This is a genomic window from Dactylosporangium aurantiacum (assembly GCF_000716715.1).
Taxonomy (GTDB): Bacteria; Actinomycetota; Actinomycetes; order Mycobacteriales; family Micromonosporaceae; genus Dactylosporangium; species Dactylosporangium aurantiacum.
Map to the genome: position 1 here is coordinate 185,676 of NZ_JNYJ01000009.1, position 18,674 is coordinate 204,349.

20 protein-coding genes are annotated in these 18,674 nt (G+C 75.6%); 6 read left to right on the top strand and 14 right to left on the bottom strand.

The window, feature by feature from the left end; all coding sequences use genetic code 11:
- Positions 1–36: 36 nt before the first annotated feature.
- From OP18_RS13215 to OP18_RS13240, 6 genes are all read right to left on the bottom strand, one after another.
- Positions 37–417 (bottom strand): PPOX class F420-dependent oxidoreductase, encoded by a 381-nt coding sequence (locus OP18_RS13215; RefSeq protein WP_033359113.1) that lies wholly within the window; start codon positions 415–417, stop codon positions 37–39.
- Positions 414–1,370, bottom strand: coding sequence for a hypothetical protein (locus tag OP18_RS13220; protein ID WP_156089492.1), 957 nt, complete (start codon positions 1,368–1,370; stop codon positions 414–416). Before OP18_RS13220 ends, OP18_RS13215 begins: the two co-directional genes overlap by 4 nt.
- Positions 1,367–2,200 carry an alpha/beta fold hydrolase gene (locus tag OP18_RS13225; RefSeq protein WP_033359115.1) on the bottom strand — a complete coding sequence of 278 codons (834 nt, stop codon included), beginning with the start codon at positions 2,198–2,200 and terminating at the stop codon, positions 1,367–1,369. The genes OP18_RS13220 and OP18_RS13225 overlap by 4 nt, the downstream gene beginning before the upstream one ends.
- 4 nt (positions 2,201–2,204) lie before the next feature.
- Positions 2,205–3,215, bottom strand: coding sequence for a hypothetical protein (locus OP18_RS13230; protein ID WP_033359116.1), 1,011 nt, complete (start codon positions 3,213–3,215; stop codon positions 2,205–2,207).
- A gap of 152 nt (positions 3,216–3,367) precedes the next feature.
- Entirely contained in the window at positions 3,368–3,865 is a 498-nt protein-coding gene (locus OP18_RS13235; RefSeq protein WP_156089493.1) for a hypothetical protein, read from the bottom strand.
- Between the two features lie 125 nt (positions 3,866–3,990).
- Positions 3,991–4,491: a DUF2306 domain-containing protein gene (locus tag OP18_RS13240; protein ID WP_033359118.1), complete on the bottom strand. Its 501-nt coding sequence runs from the start codon at positions 4,489–4,491 to the stop codon at positions 3,991–3,993.
- Between the two features lie 21 nt (positions 4,492–4,512).
- On the opposite strand from OP18_RS13240, the gene OP18_RS13245 reads away from it, so the two are divergent.
- Positions 4,513–5,106 carry a TetR/AcrR family transcriptional regulator gene (locus OP18_RS13245; RefSeq protein ID WP_033359119.1) on the top strand — a complete coding sequence of 198 codons (594 nt, stop codon included), beginning with the start codon at positions 4,513–4,515 and terminating at the stop codon, positions 5,104–5,106.
- 68 nt (positions 5,107–5,174) lie between these two features.
- Here OP18_RS13245 and OP18_RS13250 read toward each other — a convergent pair whose 3' ends face one another.
- From OP18_RS13250 to OP18_RS13265, 4 genes are all read right to left on the bottom strand, one after another.
- Positions 5,175–7,217 (bottom strand): MMPL family transporter, encoded by a 2,043-nt coding sequence (locus OP18_RS13250; RefSeq protein ID WP_033359120.1) that lies wholly within the window; start codon positions 7,215–7,217, stop codon positions 5,175–5,177.
- Positions 7,214–7,495, bottom strand: a complete 282-nt coding sequence (locus tag OP18_RS13255) for a hypothetical protein (RefSeq protein ID WP_033359121.1) — start codon at positions 7,493–7,495, stop codon at positions 7,214–7,216. The genes OP18_RS13250 and OP18_RS13255 overlap by 4 nt, the downstream gene beginning before the upstream one ends.
- Positions 7,495–7,839 (bottom strand): ArsR/SmtB family transcription factor, encoded by a 345-nt coding sequence (locus OP18_RS13260; protein ID WP_033359122.1) that lies wholly within the window; start codon positions 7,837–7,839, stop codon positions 7,495–7,497. The genes OP18_RS13255 and OP18_RS13260 overlap by 1 nt, the downstream gene beginning before the upstream one ends.
- Before the next feature lie 158 nt (positions 7,840–7,997).
- A complete protein-coding gene (locus OP18_RS13265) occupies positions 7,998–9,155 on the bottom strand; it encodes an ROK family transcriptional regulator (RefSeq protein WP_063745504.1) in 1,158 nt (385 codons plus the stop codon).
- A 62-nt stretch (positions 9,156–9,217) separates the two neighbouring features.
- On the opposite strand from OP18_RS13265, the gene OP18_RS13270 reads away from it, so the two are divergent.
- Positions 9,218–9,826 carry an HAD-IA family hydrolase gene (locus OP18_RS13270; RefSeq protein ID WP_033359123.1) on the top strand — a complete coding sequence of 203 codons (609 nt, stop codon included), beginning with the start codon at positions 9,218–9,220 and terminating at the stop codon, positions 9,824–9,826.
- Between the two features lie 276 nt (positions 9,827–10,102).
- Here the strand turns inward: OP18_RS13270 and OP18_RS61815 are convergent, their stop codons facing one another.
- Together OP18_RS61815 and OP18_RS13280 are read right to left on the bottom strand one after the other, a co-directional pair.
- On the bottom strand, positions 10,103–12,772 hold the full coding sequence (locus tag OP18_RS61815) for an ABC transporter permease (RefSeq protein ID WP_279327151.1): 2,670 nt from the start codon (positions 12,770–12,772) through the stop codon (positions 10,103–10,105).
- A 38-nt stretch (positions 12,773–12,810) separates the two neighbouring features.
- Complete coding sequence (locus OP18_RS13280) at positions 12,811–13,587, bottom strand: ABC transporter ATP-binding protein (protein ID WP_052386652.1); 777 nt, start codon at positions 13,585–13,587, stop codon at positions 12,811–12,813.
- Positions 13,588–13,766: 179 nt separating this feature from the next.
- Between OP18_RS13280 and OP18_RS13285 the strand changes: the two genes are divergently transcribed.
- The 3 genes from OP18_RS13285 to OP18_RS13300 all read left to right on the top strand — a co-directional run bounded on the left by OP18_RS13285 (position 13,767) and on the right by OP18_RS13300 (position 16,842).
- Positions 13,767–14,933 carry a sensor histidine kinase gene (locus tag OP18_RS13285; protein WP_052386653.1) on the top strand — a complete coding sequence of 389 codons (1,167 nt, stop codon included), beginning with the start codon at positions 13,767–13,769 and terminating at the stop codon, positions 14,931–14,933.
- Positions 14,934–15,036: 103 nt separating this feature from the next.
- Positions 15,037–15,696, top strand: coding sequence for a response regulator (locus OP18_RS13290; RefSeq protein ID WP_033359124.1), 660 nt, complete (start codon positions 15,037–15,039; stop codon positions 15,694–15,696).
- A 537-nt stretch (positions 15,697–16,233) separates the two neighbouring features.
- Positions 16,234–16,842 carry a hypothetical protein gene (locus OP18_RS13300; RefSeq protein WP_033359126.1) on the top strand — a complete coding sequence of 203 codons (609 nt, stop codon included), beginning with the start codon at positions 16,234–16,236 and terminating at the stop codon, positions 16,840–16,842.
- On the opposite strand, the gene OP18_RS13305 is transcribed toward OP18_RS13300, so the two are convergent.
- Together OP18_RS13305 and OP18_RS13310 are read right to left on the bottom strand one after the other, a co-directional pair.
- Positions 16,826–17,191 (bottom strand): VOC family protein, encoded by a 366-nt coding sequence (locus OP18_RS13305; protein WP_033359127.1) that lies wholly within the window; start codon positions 17,189–17,191, stop codon positions 16,826–16,828. The genes OP18_RS13300 and OP18_RS13305 overlap by 17 nt on opposite strands.
- On the bottom strand, positions 17,188–17,646 hold the full coding sequence (locus OP18_RS13310; protein ID WP_211273525.1) for a MarR family winged helix-turn-helix transcriptional regulator: 459 nt from the start codon (positions 17,644–17,646) through the stop codon (positions 17,188–17,190). The genes OP18_RS13305 and OP18_RS13310 overlap by 4 nt, the downstream gene beginning before the upstream one ends.
- Positions 17,647–17,697: 51 nt before the next feature.
- On the opposite strand from OP18_RS13310, the gene OP18_RS13315 reads away from it, so the two are divergent.
- On the top strand, positions 17,698–18,663 hold the full coding sequence (locus OP18_RS13315; RefSeq protein WP_052386654.1) for an aminoglycoside phosphotransferase family protein: 966 nt from the start codon (positions 17,698–17,700) through the stop codon (positions 18,661–18,663).
- Positions 18,664–18,674: the final 11 nt, after the last annotated feature.

Consider the following 18,674-nt stretch of genomic DNA (forward strand, 5'->3'; position numbering starts at 1 on the left):
GTGCCACGGGCGGCCCGCCGGTGCGGGACGTTCCGGTCAAAGGGTGACGACGATGCCGATGCTGTCGTTGGTACGGCGCAGCAGCCGGTTCACGAAGTAGCCGAAGCGGGCCGACACGTACCGGCGGGCGATGGCGGCGCGGACCCGGGCGACCCCCTCCGGGTCCTCGACGAGGCGGGCGGTGCCCTCGAACGTCGGCGCCCCGGCCGGCACCCGCCCGCGGATGTCGCACGGCGCGAGCACGACCCGGCCGCTGTTGCGCAGGCGTTTCACCTTCCCCGAGCCGGGTTCGGTGACGATGAGCACCTGCCCGCCGTCGATCGCGTGCCACACGGGGGTCGCCACCGGCCGGCCGTCCTTGCGGAACGTGGTGAGGCTGACCTGCTTGCGCCGGCCGAGGATGTCCAGGGTGCTCATCGCTCCACGGTAGGGCGCAGCCACGGCTCGACGCGCAGCAGGTCGAAGCCGATGGCGTGCAGCTGGTCGTGCAGCTCGGGGGTGAGCATCATGAGCTCGACGGTGAACACGTCGTCGCCGCCGACGGACCAGATGCCGTTGGCCGGGTCGGACATCAGCGGGTCGAGGCCGGCGCTGACCTGCTCGCGCAGCTGCTCCTGGCGGGCGATGCTGGGGCGGCCGGGCGCCGCGACCACGCACAGGTTGCCGTCGAACAGCTTCCGCAGCTGCCGTTCCTCCTGCGCCGGGTCACCCGCGACGACCTCGACGACCGTCACCTCCTTCGGCTGCGGGCCGGTCGTGACGCCGGTCGGCGGGCCGTCGGGGTATGCGACCCGCAGCGGCCGGAACCGGTCCGGGTGCTGGTCGTAGATGTACTGGTGCAGGGCGTTGTTGTCGGCGCCGCCGCCGGCGCTCCAGCCGCCCTTCGGGGTCGGGCACGGCACCGTGTCGTCGACCCCGACCGCCGCGGGTGGTGCCGGCGGGCCCTGCCAGGTCACCTGCAGCACGCCGGCCCGCCAGGTGCCGCGCAGCTTCGCCTGGCCGACGGTGACGCCCTTGACGACGGACGCGCCGGTGAGCTTCGCCGGGTCGAGACCGGCGACGTCGACGCCGAGCGAGCACGCCGGCGGCCCGTCGTCGACCCGGCCGATCGCCGGCACGGGCGCGGGCGCGCAGAACCTGGCCGGTTTGCCGGGCGCGGCGATCACCTGCCCGCTCGCCTCGACGACGTCGCCGTCCTTGACGACCAGCGCCGCCGGGTCCGTCGCGCCGGACGCGACCGGTGGCGGCGCCTGCTGCTGCGGGGTGGCTGGAGGGCGGTTCACCACCAGGACCACCGCGACCAGTGCGACGAGGGTGCCGACCCCCGCCGCGACGATCACCGGCCAGCGCCTGCGTCCATCGTTCGTCATGATGGTGTGACGTCGCGGCCGGCGGGGTGGTTCCCGGTGTGCCGCAGCAGTTCGGTGGTGAAGCGGTCCCACAGCTGCGGCGGCAGGTCGTGCCCCGCGCCGGGCAGCACGACCAGGCGGGCGCCGGGGACCGCGTCGCGCACCGCGGTGCCGTGCGGCAGCGGCAGCAGCGGGTCCATGTCGCCGTGTACGACCAGCGCCGGCACCCGCAGCTCGCCGAACCCGCCGCCGGCGGGCGGGTCGAACCGCATCGCGTAATGGTTGGCCGCGGTGGCGATGTCCTTGGCCCGGGCGGCGTCGCGGCGGGCGAGGTCCAGGGTCGCGGCCTCGTCGAAGTAGGGTGAGCCGCCGGCGTACGCGCGGACCACGGCCACCGTGTCGGCGACCGCGTCACCGGTCGGTGCCGGGTGCCGCACCGCCGGCGGCGGCAGCCCGTCGGCGCCGGTGGAGGTGCTCACGAACGTCAGCGTCGCCACCCGCCGCGGGTGGTCCACGCCGAGGATCAGCCCGATCCCGCCCGACATCGACCGGCACACGACGTGGGCGCGGTCCACGCCGAACGCGTCGAGGACGCCGAGCGCGTCACGGGCCAGGTCGGTGCTGCTGTAGTCGGGTTCGCCGGGCGGGCAGGCGGTGGAGCGGCCGGTGTCGCGCTGGTCGTAGCGGATCACGAACCGGCCGCCGGCCGCGATCCGCTCGCACAGCGCGGCGTCCCACCACAGCATCGACGCGGCCGCGCCGTCGATGAGCAGGACCGCCGGGTCGGCCGGGTCCCCGAACGTCTCCGCGCACAGCTCGACCCCGTTGACGTGCAGCATCGTCTCGGTCATACGGTCAACCTATGCCGCCGCCGGCCGCGGCGCGCGGCGCGGCCGGCGGCTGGGGCGGATCGGTGGCGGCGGCGGCCGGCGGTTGCGGCGGTTGGGTGGCGTGGGCGGCCGGTCGCGGTGGTCGGGTGGGGTGGGCGGGTGGTTGCGGCGGTTCGGTGGCGCGGACGGTGGCGAAGGCGTGGGCGGCGTTGGGGTAGCGGTCGGCGTACGTGGCGGGGTGCAGCTTCTCACCGGCGGCGATCCACGCGCGCCGGTGCCGGAGCATGTCGTCGACCAGGCCGGCGACCGGCAGCCGGTCCAGCACCGACAGCAGGGTGCGCCGCAGCGGCCGGGGGACGGTCGCCAGCCGCGGCCGGTGGGCGAGGGAGCCGGTCCCGCCGGAGCGCACGACGAGGATGCGCAGCACGTCGGTGGCGGTGTCGACGCTGTCGGCCACCCGCGCGACGGCGGTGTCGTCGGGGTGTTCGAGGAGCCAGGCGAGGACGACGGCCTTGGTCTCCCGGGCCGGGATGCGCCGCGGCAGCCACGACAGGTCGTGCCTGGGGTGTGCGGCGAGCAGCGCGAGCAGGTCGGTGGCGTCGCCGGGCGGCAGGAGACCGGGCCGGGCGAGCAGGGTGTGCAGCTCGGCGGTCAGGTCGGCGGCGGGGTCGGTGGACAGGTGCAGCGTCCGCGGCTCGCCGGGCGGCCGCGCCCCGGCGTCCACGAGCCGGTCACAGTCGGCGAGCAGGCGCTCCGCAGTGGCGGCGAGGGTTGTGGCGTCCAGGTGCAGCAGGGCCGCCCGTAGCCGCGGCGACATCCGCCAGCCGCGTGCCTCGAGCCGCGCCGACAACCCCTCGACCGGGTGCCCGCCGTGCTCCCCGCCGTGCTCCCCGCCGTGCTCCCCGCCGTGCTCCCCGCCGTGCTCCCCGCCGCCGTCACCCGGTCCGTCCGAGGTGGACAGTGCGACCGCGGACCGGCGGCGCAGCAGCAGCTGCGCGGGCGTGGCGTGCGCCCGGGTCGGGACGGTCGTGGACAAGCTCCGGGCCCCCTCGTGATCAGTGCGGGGCCGGGAAGTGGGCGCGCTGGAAGGGCTTCGTGCCGGCGGACCGGCTACGACAGGAGAAGGAAGCACGCCCGGGGCCGGCCCCGCACGGTGCACGATACCCGTGCCGGCAACCGGGTCGCGGATCAGGCGGTGCTGACGGTGAACCAGGCGACGGCGCGGTCGGGGTCGGCGTACAGGTCGACGGTGCGGCCCTTGTGCTGCCGCGGGAAGTCGCCGCCGTGCCGCCAGCGGACCGCTTCGGGCAGGAACGGCCGCAGCGTGTCCCGGACCGGCGGTGCCCCGGTGGCGGCCGGCCAGGCGGCGAACGCGGCGGCGTCGGTGTCGCGCAGGCGCAGCACGCCCTCGGCGCGCCAGTCGGTCGGGCCGGGCGCCCGCGAGCAGGGGACGCCGAGCGTGCCGGCCTGCCAGTGGATCTCGACGTAGTCGCCGATGCCGGGGACGTCGTCGGCGGTCCAGTCGCGGCCGGTGCGGATCGCCGCGGCGTCGGCCTGGGCCTGCTGGGTGCACGTGCGGTCCTCGCGGTCGGCGGCGGCCGCGAGGCGGTCCACCGCGACCATGCCCGCCGCGAGTGCCGCGGCGCAGAGTCCGCCGGCGATCAGTACTACGGTCCGGGTCCGCACGCCGCCAGGGTAACGGTGCCGCGCTCGTCCCAGCGGCCCTGTCACGGCCGCCCTGTCCCAGCGGCCCTGTCACGGCCGCCCTGTCACGGGTGCCCTGTCACGGGTGCCCTGTCACGGGTGCCCTGTCACGGCTCGACCGGTGCCGGGGTCTTCGCCGCGCGGCGGCGCCGGCTGGCGGCGATGACGGCGGCCGCGACGAGCAGGCAGGCGGCCGCGGCGACGGCGAGGCCGAGCGGCTCGTGCACCAGCCACTGCGGGATGTCGCGCGACGGCACGGCCACGGCACCGGCGAACGCGCCCAGCAGACCGAAGTACGACCCGGTCATGAACCGGCGGTGCGTCTCGACCCGGTGGGTGAGCGCGGCCCAGAGCCCGATGGACAGCGTGACGAAGGTGAACGCCGACAGGCCGTGGATCCAGCTGAAGTGGCCCGGGGTGAGCTCCTTGATGAAGAACGAGCTCAGAACCGTCCAGTACATGGCGACGACCCAGACCCGGCCGACGAGGCGGTGGGGGCGGTCGCCCTTCGGGTTGCGGCGCAGGTTCCAGGCGCCCAGGAGCATGGCGATGGTGGCGCCGCTGGCGTGCAGCGGGATCAGCACGCCGATAACGCTGTTATTGCTCATAACATTGTTATAGTCGGCGGCATGGCATCCGTCAATGAAGTTCGGCTGGAGGCCCGGCTCGTCGACGAGGCGGCCCGGCTGCTGGGCGAGCACGGGCCCGCCGGGCTGTCGCTGCGCAAGGTCGCGGCCGCCGCCGGGGTCTCCACGATGCCGGTCTACACGCTGTTCGGCGACAAGGAGGGCCTGCTCGCGGCCATGCACCGGGAAGGGTTCCGCCGCCTCGGCGCCGCCCTCGCCGCAGTGCCGCCCACCGCCGACCCGCTCGCCGACCTGGCCGCGCTGGGGATCGCGTACCGGCAGGCGGCGCTGTCCAGCCCGCACCTGTACGGGCTGATGTTCGGCCGGGCCGTCCCGCAGTTCCAGCCGTCGGCGGCGGACCGGGAGGCGGCGGACGCCACGTACCAGCCGCTCGTGGACGGGGTGGCCCGCTGCCAGCAGGCCGGGGTCTTCGGTGCCGGTGACCCGCGCCGCGTCGCGCTGCATCTGTGGGCGGTCGCGCACGGGATGGTGAACCTGGAGCTCAACGGGCAGCTGCCGGAGCTCGGGGCGGCCGCCGAGGAGCTGTACGTCGAGGCGCTCGGTTACGCGGGCCTGCCGTTCGTCGCCACGATGTGAGCGCGGTGCCGTAGCGGAAACGGCCGTGTCGCGGCACCCGGGGGTCCGGTGCCGCGACACGGGGTCCGTCAGCCGGGCAGGCCGGCGGTCACCCTCGCGGGTGGTGGTGCGGCGGGCTGGTGGGCGTGCCGGCTCGGCCACCACAGCCGCGGACCCACGTCGATCGCCAGGGCCGGCACCAGCAGCGTGCGGACCACGAACGTGTCGAGCAGCACGCCGAGCGCGACGATCAGACCCATCTGCACCGCCGCGACGAACGGCAGCAGCACCAGCACCCCGAACGTCCCGGCCAGCACCAGCCCGGCGCTGGTGATGACGCCGCCGGTGGCGACGAGGGCGGTGAGCATCCCGTCGCGGTTGCCGCGGGTCGCCACCTCCTCGCGTGCCCTGGTCATGAGGAAGATGGTGTAGTCCACGCCGAGCGTGGTGAGGAACAGCCAGGCGTACAGCGGCATGCCGTGCACGATGTTCGGGTGCCCCAGCGCCTGGAAGACCAGCCCGCACAGGCCCATCGCGGCCACGTAGGACACCGCCACGCTCGCGGCCAGCAGCAGCGGCGCGACCAGGGCGCGCAGCAGCAGGACCAGCACGACGAGGACCACGGCGAGGATCAGCGGCACCACCACCAGGTTGTCGCGCTCCGAGGCCCGCCCGACGTCGACGGCGACCGCGGTCTCACCGCCGACCAGCGCGTCGGCACCCGGCACCGCGTGTACCGCCGCCCGCAGCCGGTCGATGGTGGCCTTCGCCGCGGGGGAGTCCGGCGGGTCGGTGAGGGTCGCCGCGACGCTCACCCAGCGCCCGTCCGCGGACCGGCCCGTCGCCGTCGCGTCGGCCACCCCGCCGGTGCCCTTCGCCGCCGCCACCACGCCGTCCACTGTGGACGAGGTGGCGACGATCAGCGCCGGTGACGACACGCCGCCCGCGTAGTGCCGGTCGATGAGGTGCTGACCGGCGACCGAGCCGACCTCGGTGGTGTACATCTGCGACGTGCTCTGCCCGAGGCGCAGGCCGGACACGCCGAGCCCGAGCGCGACCAGGACCAGGGCGGTGACCGTCCACAGCATCCGCGGGCGCCGCCCGACCAGGTCCGCGGCGCGGTGCCAGAACGTGCGGCGCACCACCGGCGCGGCGCCGAAGCGCGGCACGAACGGCCAGAACAGCCAGCGGCCCAGCAGCACCAGCATCGCCGGCAGCAGCGTCGTCATCACCGCGAACGACACGATGATGCCGGTCGCGGCGATCGGTGCGAAGCTGCGCATGTCGTTCATCCGCGCGGCCAGCAGGCACAGCACCCCGACGCTGACCGTGGCGGCGGAGGCGAGGATCGCCGGGAACGAGCGGCGCACCGCGACCGACATCGCCGTCGTGCGGTCCGGGTGCAGGTGCAGCTCTTCGCGGTACCGGGCGATGAGCAGCAGCGCATAGTCGGTGCCGGCGCCGAAGACCAGCACCGTCATCATCGTGGTCAGGTCCGAGGTCACCGTCAGGTCCAGGTGCCGGCCCATCAAATAGACCAGCGCGGAGGACAGCTGGCTCGCCACCACCGCCGCGAGCAGCGGCACCACCCACAGCACCGGGCTGCGGTACGTGAGCAGCAGCAGCACCGCGACGATCCCCGCGGCGGCGATGAACAGCGTGGCGTCGGCGCCCTGGCCGGCGTCGTCGAGGTCGGACAGGGCACCCGCCGACCCGGTGACCTCGGCGCGCAGCCCGGCGGGCGAGTCGGACAGGGCGGCCTTGACCTGCTTCACGACGGCCTTGTCCGCCACCGGGAACGACAGCAGCAGCGCCTGCCCGTCCCGGCTCGCCGTGGCCGGCCCGACCACGTGACCCGTGGCGAGCCGCTCGAACACCGTCCGGTCGGCGTCCACCGCCGAGCGGTCGGCGTCGGTGAGCCCCCCGTCGCGGACGTACACGACGACCGCCGTCGGCGTGTCCACGCCCGGGAACGCCTCCCTGGCCCGCAGCAGCGCCCGGGTCGCCTCCGCGTCCTGCGGCAGCACCAGCGCCGGATCGCTCGACGTGACGTCACCGATCTTCCCGGCCAGGGGTAGCAGCAGGAACCCGGCGACGAGCCACAGTCCGAGGACCGCGACCGCCCGCCTCATTCGACGGTCCTGAGGATCGTCTCGATCGCCGCGGTACGGGTGCGCAGGTCCGCGACGTCGGTGGCGATGCGCTGCTGGGCGTCCATCGAGTTCTCCGCCAGCTGCTCGTACCGGCGCACCAGTTGCCGCAGGTCCTCCTGCTGCTGCCCGGAGACCTTCAGCTTGCGGTACTCCAACCAGCTGGCGACGGTGATGCCGATCAGGAACAGCACGGCAACCAGCAGGCCGAGGAAGGCGGTGAGCTCCGGCCAGGTGATCTCTTCCGCGCTCAGATACATCAGGATCGCTCCTTGCTTCGAGGACCCGGGTCCGGGTCGGACAGGGTTTCGGCCGCCGCGGCCAGCGTGGCGGCGGTCAGGTGCAGGTCGAAGTCCGCGACCTCGTAGTACTTCATCGCCTTGCCGTCCTCGGAGAGCTCCAGGCTGCCGACGATCAGGCCGGCGGCCTCCAAGCGTTGGAGGTGCATGTGCAGCAGGGGCCGGCTCACGCCGATTTCCCGCGCGAGTCGGCTCACGTAGTCACGGCCGCCGGCAAGCTTCGCAACGATGCGCAGTCGCAGCGGGTTGGACAGTGCCGCCAGCATCTCGACCAGGTCGTCGCCGGTGGGCGGACTCGCCGTCATGATGCTCCTTCACGTGTAAGAACTTTCTTACACGTGAAACGCTAGCACGTGGGTGCTCGATGGGGAGTCAGGGCTTTCCCTGAGCCGACCCCGAGGGGTCTCGGGTGCCGCCGATGGATGGTGGGCTCGTGGTGTTCGGCGCGTGAGCGCGCTGTTTGTCAGCGGCGGCGGGTAGCCGGCGGGGTGAGCAGTTGCTCGGTGAGCACGAGCGCCATCGCGCTCTCCGCGGCGCCGATCGCCGGGCCGGTCGAGCCGAGCGCCGCCGGCAGGACCGGGGGCAGCTCGTCGCGGCGCCACGCCATCGCACCGCGTCGCACGCCGTCACGCAGGGCCGGGCCGGCCACGTCCAGCAGGTCCGCGCCCAGCCCGCCGAGGGTGACCACGGCCGGGTCGACCGCGTTGAGCAGCGCCCCGATCCCACGCCCGAGCGCCGCCGCGGTCACCCGGCAGACCCGTGCCGCGGCAGGGTCCCCACCGCGTGCGGCGGCGAGGGTACGTTCCGCGTACGCCCGCGGGTCCTCCGGCGCCTCCCGCCCCGCGTGCCGGGCCATCGCCCGCCCGTCGACCTCCAGGTCCCAGCAGCCCCACGCCCCGCACGGGCACTGCCGCTCCCGGTCGCCGAACGGCAGGTGACCGAACTCGCCGCCGGCCCCCGCCGCGCCGAGCACCGGCCGTCCGTCGACGATGACGACCCCGCCGACACCCACCTCGACCGTCAGGTGCAGCGCCACGCTCGCGTCGCGGGCCGCCCCCCGCAACGCCTCGGCCACCCCGGCCAGGGACGCGTCGTTGCCCACCGCCAGCGGCAGGTCCGTCAGGTCGCGCAGGTCGACGCCGCGCCAGCGCAGGTTGGTCGCCTCCACCACGGTGTGCCCGTGCACCGTGCCGGGGATCGCCACCCCGACCGCCCGCAACCGCGGTCCGTGCAGGTCCCGCAGCGCATCGCGTACCGCCGGAAGCACCGCCTCCGCGGGCAACCCCAGGTGCCGGTGGACCGGCGCGGGTGCCAGCGCCCCACCGATCGCCGCCGTCGTCACCGTCCAGGTCGCGTGGCTGATGTCCACGACCGCGACGAGCGGCCCCTCCGGGTGCGCGACCAGCGCCGACGTCGGCCGCCCACGCCCACGCGTCTGCGGCGCGGCCGTCTCCGCGAGCAGCCCGGCCTCCCGCAACCGGCCCATGATGTCGGCCGCGGAGCCGCTGCTGAGCCCGAGCCGCCCCGCCGCCTCGGCCCGCGTGATCCCCGGGAACCGGTGCGCGCAGCGCAGCACGGCAAGCGCTCCCTGCGCCCGCAACGTCTCCGCGCGATGATCCATCGCTGCCTCACCACAGTAGGCTCGGTTATGCTCGTTGAACGAGTTTAACTGGAGGGACCGACATGCTTGCTGTGAAGGCGGTGCTGCTCGACATGGACGGCACCCTCGTCGACTCCGACGCCGCCGTGGAGCGCGCCTGGCACCGGTGGGCCGCCGAGCACGACGTCGCCGTCGAGGTCCTCGCCCCGGTCCTGCACGGCAGCCCGGCCGCCAGGACCATCCGCACCGTCCTGCCGGACCTCGACGACGCCGGTGTGGCCGCCGCCGCCCAGCGCAATCTCGACCTGCAGTACGACGACCTCACCGACGTCACCGCCCTCCCCGGCGCCGCGCGCCTGCTGCGCACCCTGGACGAGCTCGGCCTGCCCTGGGCCGTCGTCACCAGCGCCGACCGCCGCCTCGCCACGGTCCGCCTGCACGCGGCCGGCCTCACCGCCCGCAACCTCGTCACCGTCGAGGACACCCCACGCGGCAAACCCGACCCCGCCCCGTACCTGACCGGCGCCGCCCTCCTCGGCGTAGACCCGAAGGACTGCCTCGTCGTCGAGGACGCCCAACCCGGCATCGACGCCGGCCGGGCCGCCGGCATGCGGGTCGCCGCGCTGCGCGGCCTGACCGGCGACGTACCGATCCGCGACCTGGACGACCTCGCCGACCAGTTCCTCCGCTGACCCTGCGCCGGTGTGGGCCCTGATCCGGCCGCTCGACAGCCGCGGATCGACCGGGCATCGGACCTGATCTCCGGGCGGCGCGGACGTCGGCCCGCCTGGTCGCCGGCCGGCGCGGACGTCGGCCTGCCTGGTCGCCGGCCGGCGCGGACGTCGGCCTGCCTGGTCGCCGGCCGGCGCGGACGTCGGCCTGCCTGGTCGCCGGGCGGCGCGGACGTCGCCTGCCTGGTCGCCGGGCGGCGCGGACGTCGCCTGCCTGGTCGCCGGGCGGCGCGGACGTCAGCCTGGATCGTGAGCCGGAGCGGTCCGCAGGAACCGCGCCGTCGGCACCGCGCTCGCCGCGACCGCGAGCAACAGGCACAGCCCGACCACCCCGGCCACGACCGACCACGGCACGACCAGGTCGACCGGCGCCCCCACCTGCTCGCTGAGCCCGGCCCGGATACTGACCAGCGCCGCCAGGGCGACCACCCCACCGAGGACCGCACCGATCAGCACGACCAGCGCCGACTCCGCGGTGACCAGCCGCAGCACCTGCCGCCGCGTCGCCCCGGCCAGCCGCACCGCCCGCAGGTCCACCACCCGTCCCGCGGCCGCCATCAACAGGGTGTTGGCGACGGCGATGGCACCGTACCCGGCAGACACCGCGATCAGTAGCACCGTGAACAGCCACACCAGCCGGTCCTCGGCGCTGTCCTGCTCGGCCGCCCACGTGGCGACGTCAACGACCCGCGCGCCTGCCCCGGCCGGCACGTCGACGCGCTCCCGCACGAACACCGCCGACGTCAACGCCGACGGGTCGTGCCTGCGCACCACGCCCCTGGGCAGCACCAGATCACCGGGGACGGAGGTGTCGGCGACGACGGCGACGACCCGCAGCGCCGCCACCGTCCCGTCGGCGAACACCACAGGGAACACCGTCGGGAACCCCGCCGGCCGTCCACCTGAAGTCGCCGCCCCGCCCGCTGCCGCCTCGCCCGCCGACGGCCCGGCGGTCGCGGTCGCCGACGCCTGGGCTGCGGCGGCCGTCGACTCGGTCAGCACCACGGTGTCGTCGCCGCGCAGGTCGGTCACCGCGCCGCTGCGCACCTCGAGACGCCGGTTCACCGCGACGAAGGCGTCCACCTCCACGCCGAGCCCGACCCACGCCCGCGGCGCCGAACCCGCCCCCGCACTATGGCCAACCCCGGCACCCCCCGCTGGACCGGCACCCCCGGCCGGGCTGGCACCCCCGGCCGGGCTGGCACCCCCGGCCGGGCTGGCACCCCCGGCCGGGCTGGCACCCCCGGCCGGATTGGCACCCCCGGCCGGGCTGGCGCCTCCGACCAGCGCGGCGTTGGTCGCGGCGAACACCGTCGTCGGCAGGATCGCCGCACCCGGCAGCGCCGCTGTCGCCGCGTCCGACAGGCCGGGCGCCCGGTCCGGCGCGACGACCCAACCGGCGTCGACCCGCGCGGACCTCCCCGCCGCGTACGCGCCCGTCGACGTGCGGACCATACCGGACACCAGCACCGCGAACGCCACCGTCAACAGCACCGGCGCCGCCGTCGACGCGGTGCGCCGGGCCGCGGTCAGCGCACTGCCGCGCACCAGCATGCCGATCGCGCCGCCCCGGGACGGCAACGGCGAACGCAGCAGCCAGACCAGCGGGCGCACGACCACCGGCGCGAGCGCCGTGACGCCGGTGACGAGGGCCATGGCGCTGTACAACGCGAACGACGCCGAGTCCTGGGCACTGCCCGACGTCGCCGTCCCGACGCCCAGGGCGGCCCCGGTGGCGACCAGCACCAGGCCGGTGATCCAGCGGACCCGGCCCATCGGCCGCTGCTCGACCGCCGCCTCCCGCAACGCCTCAACGGGACGCACCCGGGCCGCGCGGCGCGCCGCCGACCAGGCGCCGACCAGCGCGACGAGCGGCCCGGCGGCGAGCGCCGCGACGACCGGCCACAGCACGAACCGCATCCTGAACGTCGCCGGCTCGAACCCGGCGTCGACCAGCGCCCAGCCCAGCGGCGGCGCGCACGCCGCGCCGGCGAGCAGACCCACGACCGAGCCGGCGGCGCCGACCGCCAGCGCCTCGCCCTGCACCATCCGCCGGATCTGACGCGGCGTGGCACCGACGGCGCGCAGCAGCCCGAACTCCCGCCGCCGCTGCGCCACCGCGAACGCGAACGTCGACGCCACCACGAACACCGTCACGAACCCGGACAGCGCCGCCACCGCGGTCAGCACCTGCATGCCGATCCAGCGGGTGCGGGCGTCGTCGCGTGGCTCCAGCGCGGACCGCGCGTCGCCGGTCAGGACCCGGCCGCCGCTGCCGGTGACCGCTTCGACTGCGGCGGCGACAGCGGCAGGGTCCGCGCCATCGGTCAGCAGCACGCCGATGGTGTCGACGCCCGGTGCGAGCGCCTCGGCGACCTCGTCCGCGACGTGGAAGCCGGGCCTGTCGACGATGCCGCTCACCGTGTACGACGCCGGCCCCGCACCGGTCAGCAACGTGACCGGATCGCCCGGCGACAGGCCCAGCGCCCGGTCGACGACGACCTCGCCGGGACCGTGCGGTGCGGCTCCCGCCGCCAGGCGCAGCCCGCCGAGGCGGGCGCTGGACCAGCCGTGCCCCTCGCGGGCGTCCTGCCGGTCGCCGCCGGCCGGGAACGGGCGGCCGTCGACGACCGCCTGGACGTAGAACGTGCGGTCGGGCACGGCCGCCGCCACCCCGGGCACCGCGCCGATGCGGGCGGCGAGGTCCGCCGTGGCCCGCGACGACCACGGCACCGGTGGCGTGAACGGATCCGCCGGTGACGTCGCCGCCGGGCTGCGGACGATGACGGCGGCGTCGGCCAGCCGGTCGGGCACGAGCGCCCGCCCCGACGCGAACAGCAGCGTGGCCGCCGTGAGCAGCGCGATGCCGACCGCGACGGCGACGAACGCGCCCCCGAACCGTCGCACCGTGCGCACCAGTGCACCCCGCTCGCCGGGGCGGGCCCTCAGCACGACGAGCCCGCGGCTGCCGTCGTACCGACGACGCGGGCCTCGACAGCGGCGGTGCGGGCGGCAACCAGCTCAGCCGTCACCGGCGCCCCGCCGCCGAGCTCCTCGACGATCCGGCCGTCGGCGAGGATCACGACCCGGTCCGCCCACGCCGCCGCGACCGGGTCGTGGGTCACCATCACCACCGTCTGCCCGTGCTCGTCGACCAGCGCCCGCAGTAACGACAGCACCTGCCGGGACGTGGCACTGTCCAGCGCGCCGGTCGGCTCGTCGGCGAACACGACCGCCGGCCGGCTGATCAGCGCCCTGGCCAGCGCGATCCGCTGCTGCTCGCCGCCGGACAGCTCGCTCGGCCGGTGCGCGGCCCGGTCCGCCAGGCCGACCGCGGCCAGCGCCGCCGCCACGTCGTCGTCGGACGGCCGCCGCCCGGCCAGCCGCAGCGGCAGCGCCACGTTCTGCGCGGCGGTCAGCGTCGAGACCAGGTTGAACGCCTGGAACACGAAGCCGATGCGGTCGCGGCGCAGGCGGGTCAGCGCGTCCTCGTCCAGGTTGTCGAGGCGGGTGCCGTCGACCGTGACCGTGCCGGCGGCGGGCCGGTCCAGGCCCGCCGCGCAGTGCAGCAGCGTCGACTTGCCGGACCCCGAAGGCCCCATCACCGCCGTGAACGTGCCGCGGTCGAACCTCACCGTCACGCCCGCGAGCGCGGTCACCTGCCGCGGGCCGGCGCCATACACGGCCCGTACGTCGTCGAGAAGCACCGTCGGTGTCGTCATGGGCACAGACACTGCCGCCTGGTGGGGGCCGCCCGCGTCAGACTCAGGTCGCGCGGTTTCGTCCTCCTTGAGGTGTACACGCAGCGCCCCGAACCCGATTCGTCCTACTCGAGGATGACCCCACTTGGCCGACTTACGAATGACGCGCCCCGACCCGACCTGCGGCTAAGTTCGACGGCGTGAACGCGCTCCTGCTGACCCGACGCCTCCGACCGCTCGACCTGTACCTGGTCGACGCGGTCCTCGCGCTCGTGTTCGGCGTCGCCCTGTGCGCCTACGCGGCGCAGGAGTCGCCGCTGGACGGCGGCGTGACCGAGCCGACGTGGCTGTCGGTGCTGACCGGTGCCGTCATCGGGCTGCCGGTCGCGGCGCGGCGCCGGTTCCCGGTCGGCGCCGCGGTCACGGTCAGCCTCGCCACGACGGTCGCGCTCGCGACCGGCGTCATCCCCAACTACGCGGCGGCCGGCCCGTCGGTGTCGCTCGCCCTGACCTTCTACACCCTGGCGGTCGCCACCCCGCTGCGGCGGTCCCTGCCCACCGCGGCCACCTGCCTCGCCGCCGTCGTCGCCGCGCTCGCGATGACCGGCGGCGATCTCTGGTCCGCGTCCGGCGCCGTGCTGTACGGCATGGTGATGACCACCCCAGGCTGGCTGATCGGGTGGACGGTGCGGGAGCGCCGCGCCCTCGCCGCGCGGCAGAGCGAGCAGGCGACCCGGCAGGCCGTCGCGGAGGAGCGGCTGCGCATCGCCCGGGAGCTGCACGACATCGTCGCCCACACGATGAGCCTAATCGTGGTCAAGGCGGCCGTCGGCAACCATGTCGCCGAGGCCAACCCGCGGGAGGCGAGAGAGGCGTTACGGGTGATCGAGGCGACGGGCCGCGGCGCGCTGCTGGAGATGCGCCGGGCGCTGGGCATGCTGCGCGACGACACGCCGTACGCTCCGGCGCCGGGCCTCGCCGACCTGGAGGCCCTCGCCGGGCAGGCGTCCTACGGCGACGTGCAGGTGCGGCTGGAAGTGACCGGGCCGGGGCCGCCGGAGGCGGTGCCCGAGTCGGTGGGGCTGGCCGCGTACCGCATCGTGCAGGAGGCACTGACCAACGTGGTGAAGCACGCCGCGCCGGCCATGTGCCGGGTCACCGTCGACATCGGGCCCGCAGACGTGCGGGTCGACGTCACCGACGACGGCCGCCGGCCCGTCCGAGTCCAGGGCTCCGGTCACGGGCTGATCGGGATGCGCGAACGTGTCGCCTCGCACGACGGTGAGTTCAGCGCCGGTCCGCGCGAGGGCGGAGGGTTCGCGGTGTCGGCCCGTCTGCCGTACGCGCCGGTGGAGGTGTCCGCGTGATGCGCCGGTGCGCGGGTCGCGGTGACCCTCGTGCTGTCGGGTGTGCCGGGAGGCATGGTCGCGTGATCCGGGTGTCGTGGTGTCCGCCGGTGGAGGTGGTCGGGTGATCAGGGTGCTCATCGCCGACGATCAGGCGTTGTTGCGGGGCAGCTTCCGGGTGCTGGTCGACATGACCGAGGACTGCACCACGGTCGCGGAGGCCGGCAACGGTGTCGAGGCGGTCGCGCTGGCGAAGCAGCACGCGCCGGATGTGGTGCTGATGGATGTACGGATGCCGCTGCTGGACGGGATCGAGGCCACCCGGCGCATCTGCGCGGACCCCGCGACGGCCGCGACGCGGGTGCTGATCCTGACCACGTTCGACCTCGACGAGTATGTCTACGGCGCGCTGCGGGCCGGGGCGAGCGGGTTCCTGCTCAAGGACACGCCGCCGGGGGAGCTGCTGGCGGCGATCCGGGTCGTCGCCGCCGGGGACGGGTTGCTGGCGCCGTCGGTGACGCGGCGGCTGATCGGGGAGTTCGCGCGGCGGCCGGTGGCGGCGGCGCCGCTGCATCGGCGGCTCGACGGGATCACCGGCCGGGAGCGGGAGGTGCTGACGCTGATCGCGCGCGGACAGTCCAATGTGGAGATAGCTGAGCAGCTGAACCTGAGCCTCGCCACCGTCAAGACACACGTCAGCCGGCTGCTGGCCAAGCTGGAGGTGCGGGACCGGGCGCAGCTGGTGATCGTGGCGTACGAGACCGGGCTCGTCACCGTCGGCTGAAGCGTGCGGCAGGAGGAGGGCGGCGCGGGCAGGTGGAGATGAGGGCCGCCCGGTCCACCGTCCACGGCCGGCCGGCGTGGGCGGCGTGGACGGCGCGGACGGGGGAGTGCGGCGAGGACGGTGTGGAAGGCGCGGGCGGCGTGAAGGCGCGGGCGGTGCGGACGGGTGTGGGCGGCCGGGCGGCGCGAGCGGGGAAGTGCGGCGTGGAAGGCGCGGCCGCGTGAGCGGGGGAGGGCGGTGCGGACGGCGGAGGGTGGCGGAGGGTGGCGGAGGGCGGCGGAGGGCGGCGTGGAAGGCGCGGCCGCGTGAGCGGGGAAGGGCGGTGCGGACGGGGGAGGGCGGCCGGGCGGCGCGAGCGGGGAGGGCGGCCGGGCGGCGCGAGCGGGGAAGGACGGTGTGGAAGGCGCGGCCGTGTGAGCGGGGGACGGCGGTGCGGACGGGGGAGTGGCGGCGCGGGTAGACCAGGTCCATCCGGTTCACGATGTGCGGCCGGCAAGGCGGACGGCTCGTGTCGGCAATGCGACGTGATGCGGCGCGATGCGGTCGGGGCCGACGATGCTCGTGGCCCCCGACTTCCAGGAGGACATCGTGACGCCCAGACCCGCACCGGTCACCGCCGCTCGTGCGCTGCTCGCGCTCGTGGCGGTGCTGCCGTTGCTCAGCGCGCTGCTCGGGTTGGTGGTGCTGGATGAGCTGCGCCGGGCGTACATCGCCTCGTTCGGTGGGGTGCGCGGCGCGGACGAGGCGGGCGGGGCGGTGGTCGGCGGGGTGCTCGCCTGCACGCTGGTCCTGGTGGCGTACGCGGTGCCGGCCCTGCTGCTCGGCAGGCCGCGCAACTGGGTGCGGGTCGTGGTGTGGGTCCTCACGCCGGTCGGGGTGGGCTGCCTGGCGCCGGGGGTGTTCGGCGGCAGTTCGGTGAGCCTGCCGCGGTGGCTCAGCCCCGGCGGCTCGTCGAGCGAGGTCACGAGCAGCATCGCGGAGCTCACGCCCGGCTGGTACGTCCCGGTCACCGTCTCGCTGGCGGGCCTGGCGGTCCTCGGGGTCGTGGGCGCCGCGGTGCTGCTCGCGGTGCCGGCGTCCAGCGCGTACTTCCGCGGTGTGCGTGCCGGGGCGCCGGCGGAGGACGCTGTCACGGCACGGCGGTGAACAGCTCGTACGCGATGCCGTCCGGGTCGAGGACGTAGACGCCGCGCCCGCCGCCGAGGTGGTTGACCTGCCGGTCGACCTGTCGCGGCGCCGAACCCCAGGCCAGGCCGGACCGTTCGGCGAACGCCAGCGCGGCGTCGAACACCGCGTCGTCGACGAGGAACGCGTAGTGGCCGGGGCGCGCGCCGAACCGGTCGTCGAAGTCGAGGGTGAGGTCGGCGTTCACGCGTACCGGCGCGAAGGGACCGACGGGCTCGCCGGCCTCGACGCCGAGCAGCCCGGCCAGCAGCCGCGCGCCGCGCATCCGGTCGCCGACCGGCACGATGGTGTGGTTGAGCACGATCGTCATGAGGGGTCTCCGTTGGGGGTGTTGGCGGCGGCCAGCCGCATCAGGTAGCCGGCGAACCGGCGGGCGTCGCGCGCCGGCCAGTCGGCGACCATGCGGGCGAACGTCTCCTCCTGCCACGCCCGCGCCGCGGCGAGACGGTCCTCGCCGGCCGGGGTAAGGTCAAGCTCGGTGCGCCGCGCGTCCTGCGCCGACACCGTCTTCGTCGCCAGGCCGGCGGCGACCGTGGCGGCGATCATGCGGCTGGCGTTGGACCGGTCCAGGCCCAGCTCCACCGCGACGGCCCCGATCTGTGCCGGCCGGCCGTCGCCGCGGGCCGCGTCGACGGCCTCGAGGACCAGGATGTGCGCGACGTCGCCACCCTCGTCCTGGGTGATGCCGGCCGCCCACCGCCGCGACCAGAACCGGACCAGCCGGAACAGGGCCGGCCCGCCGCCTTCCGTCATATCCGTGCGCATCGCACAGATATTACGTGCGATCCGCACGGATGTCACGAGAGGAGCACGGACATGTCCAGCCGCCGCCGGCCCGCGTGGGCCACCCTGCCGGCACGGATCCGCGCCGCCGTCGAGGCCCTCGCGGGCGGGCCGGTCGTGCGGGCCGACGGCTGCCCCGACGGGTTCTCGCCCGGGTTCGCCGCGCGGCTCACCCTCGCCGACGGCCGCCGCCGCTTCGTCAAGGCCGTCGACGCCGACGCCTGGCCGCACGAGGTCGGCGCCTACCGGACCGAGGCGGAGGTCGCCGCCGCGCTGCCCGGGGCGGTGCCCGCGCCGCGACTGCTCGGCGTGTACGACGACGGCCACTGGTGTGCGCTCGCCTTCGAGGACGTCGACGGCGCGTCGCCCGGCCGGCCGTGGACGTCGCACGACCTGCGCCGGGTGCTCGACGCGGCCGCGGGGCTCGCCCGCGTCCCGGCGCCGGCCGGGCTGCCCGCGCGGCATCCGCGGCTCGGCGGGTGGGCCGGGCTCGCCGCCGACCCCGCGCGGGTGGCGGCGCTGCGGCGGCACGCGCCGTGGGCGGCCCGGGACCTGCCGCGGCTCGTCGCGCTCGAACGCGACGGTCTCGCCGCCGCCCGCGGTGACACGCTCGTGCACGGCGACCTGTACCCGCACAACATCCTGCTGACCGCGGACCGGGTCGTGTTCGTGGACTGGCCGCACGCCCGCCGCGGCTCACCGCTCATCGACCTCGTCACGATCCTGTCCAGCGCCGCCGCCGAGAACGGCAACAGCGCCGGCCGCATCGAACCCGAACAGTTCGCGCCGCGGGGCCGGGCCGTCACCGCCGTCCTCGCCGCGCACGCCGGGTTCCTGCTCGCCGGGGGACTGGCGCCGCCGTACCGTGGACTCGAGGCGATCACCGACGCCAAGCTGCACCTCGGCCTCGGCGCCCTCCGGTGGCTCCGCGACCGGCTCGGGGTGGAAGTTTCAGCCGGCGCGCCAGGTGGGCCCGTGCCGGAGCCCCGGCGGCGCTGACATCCAAGCAT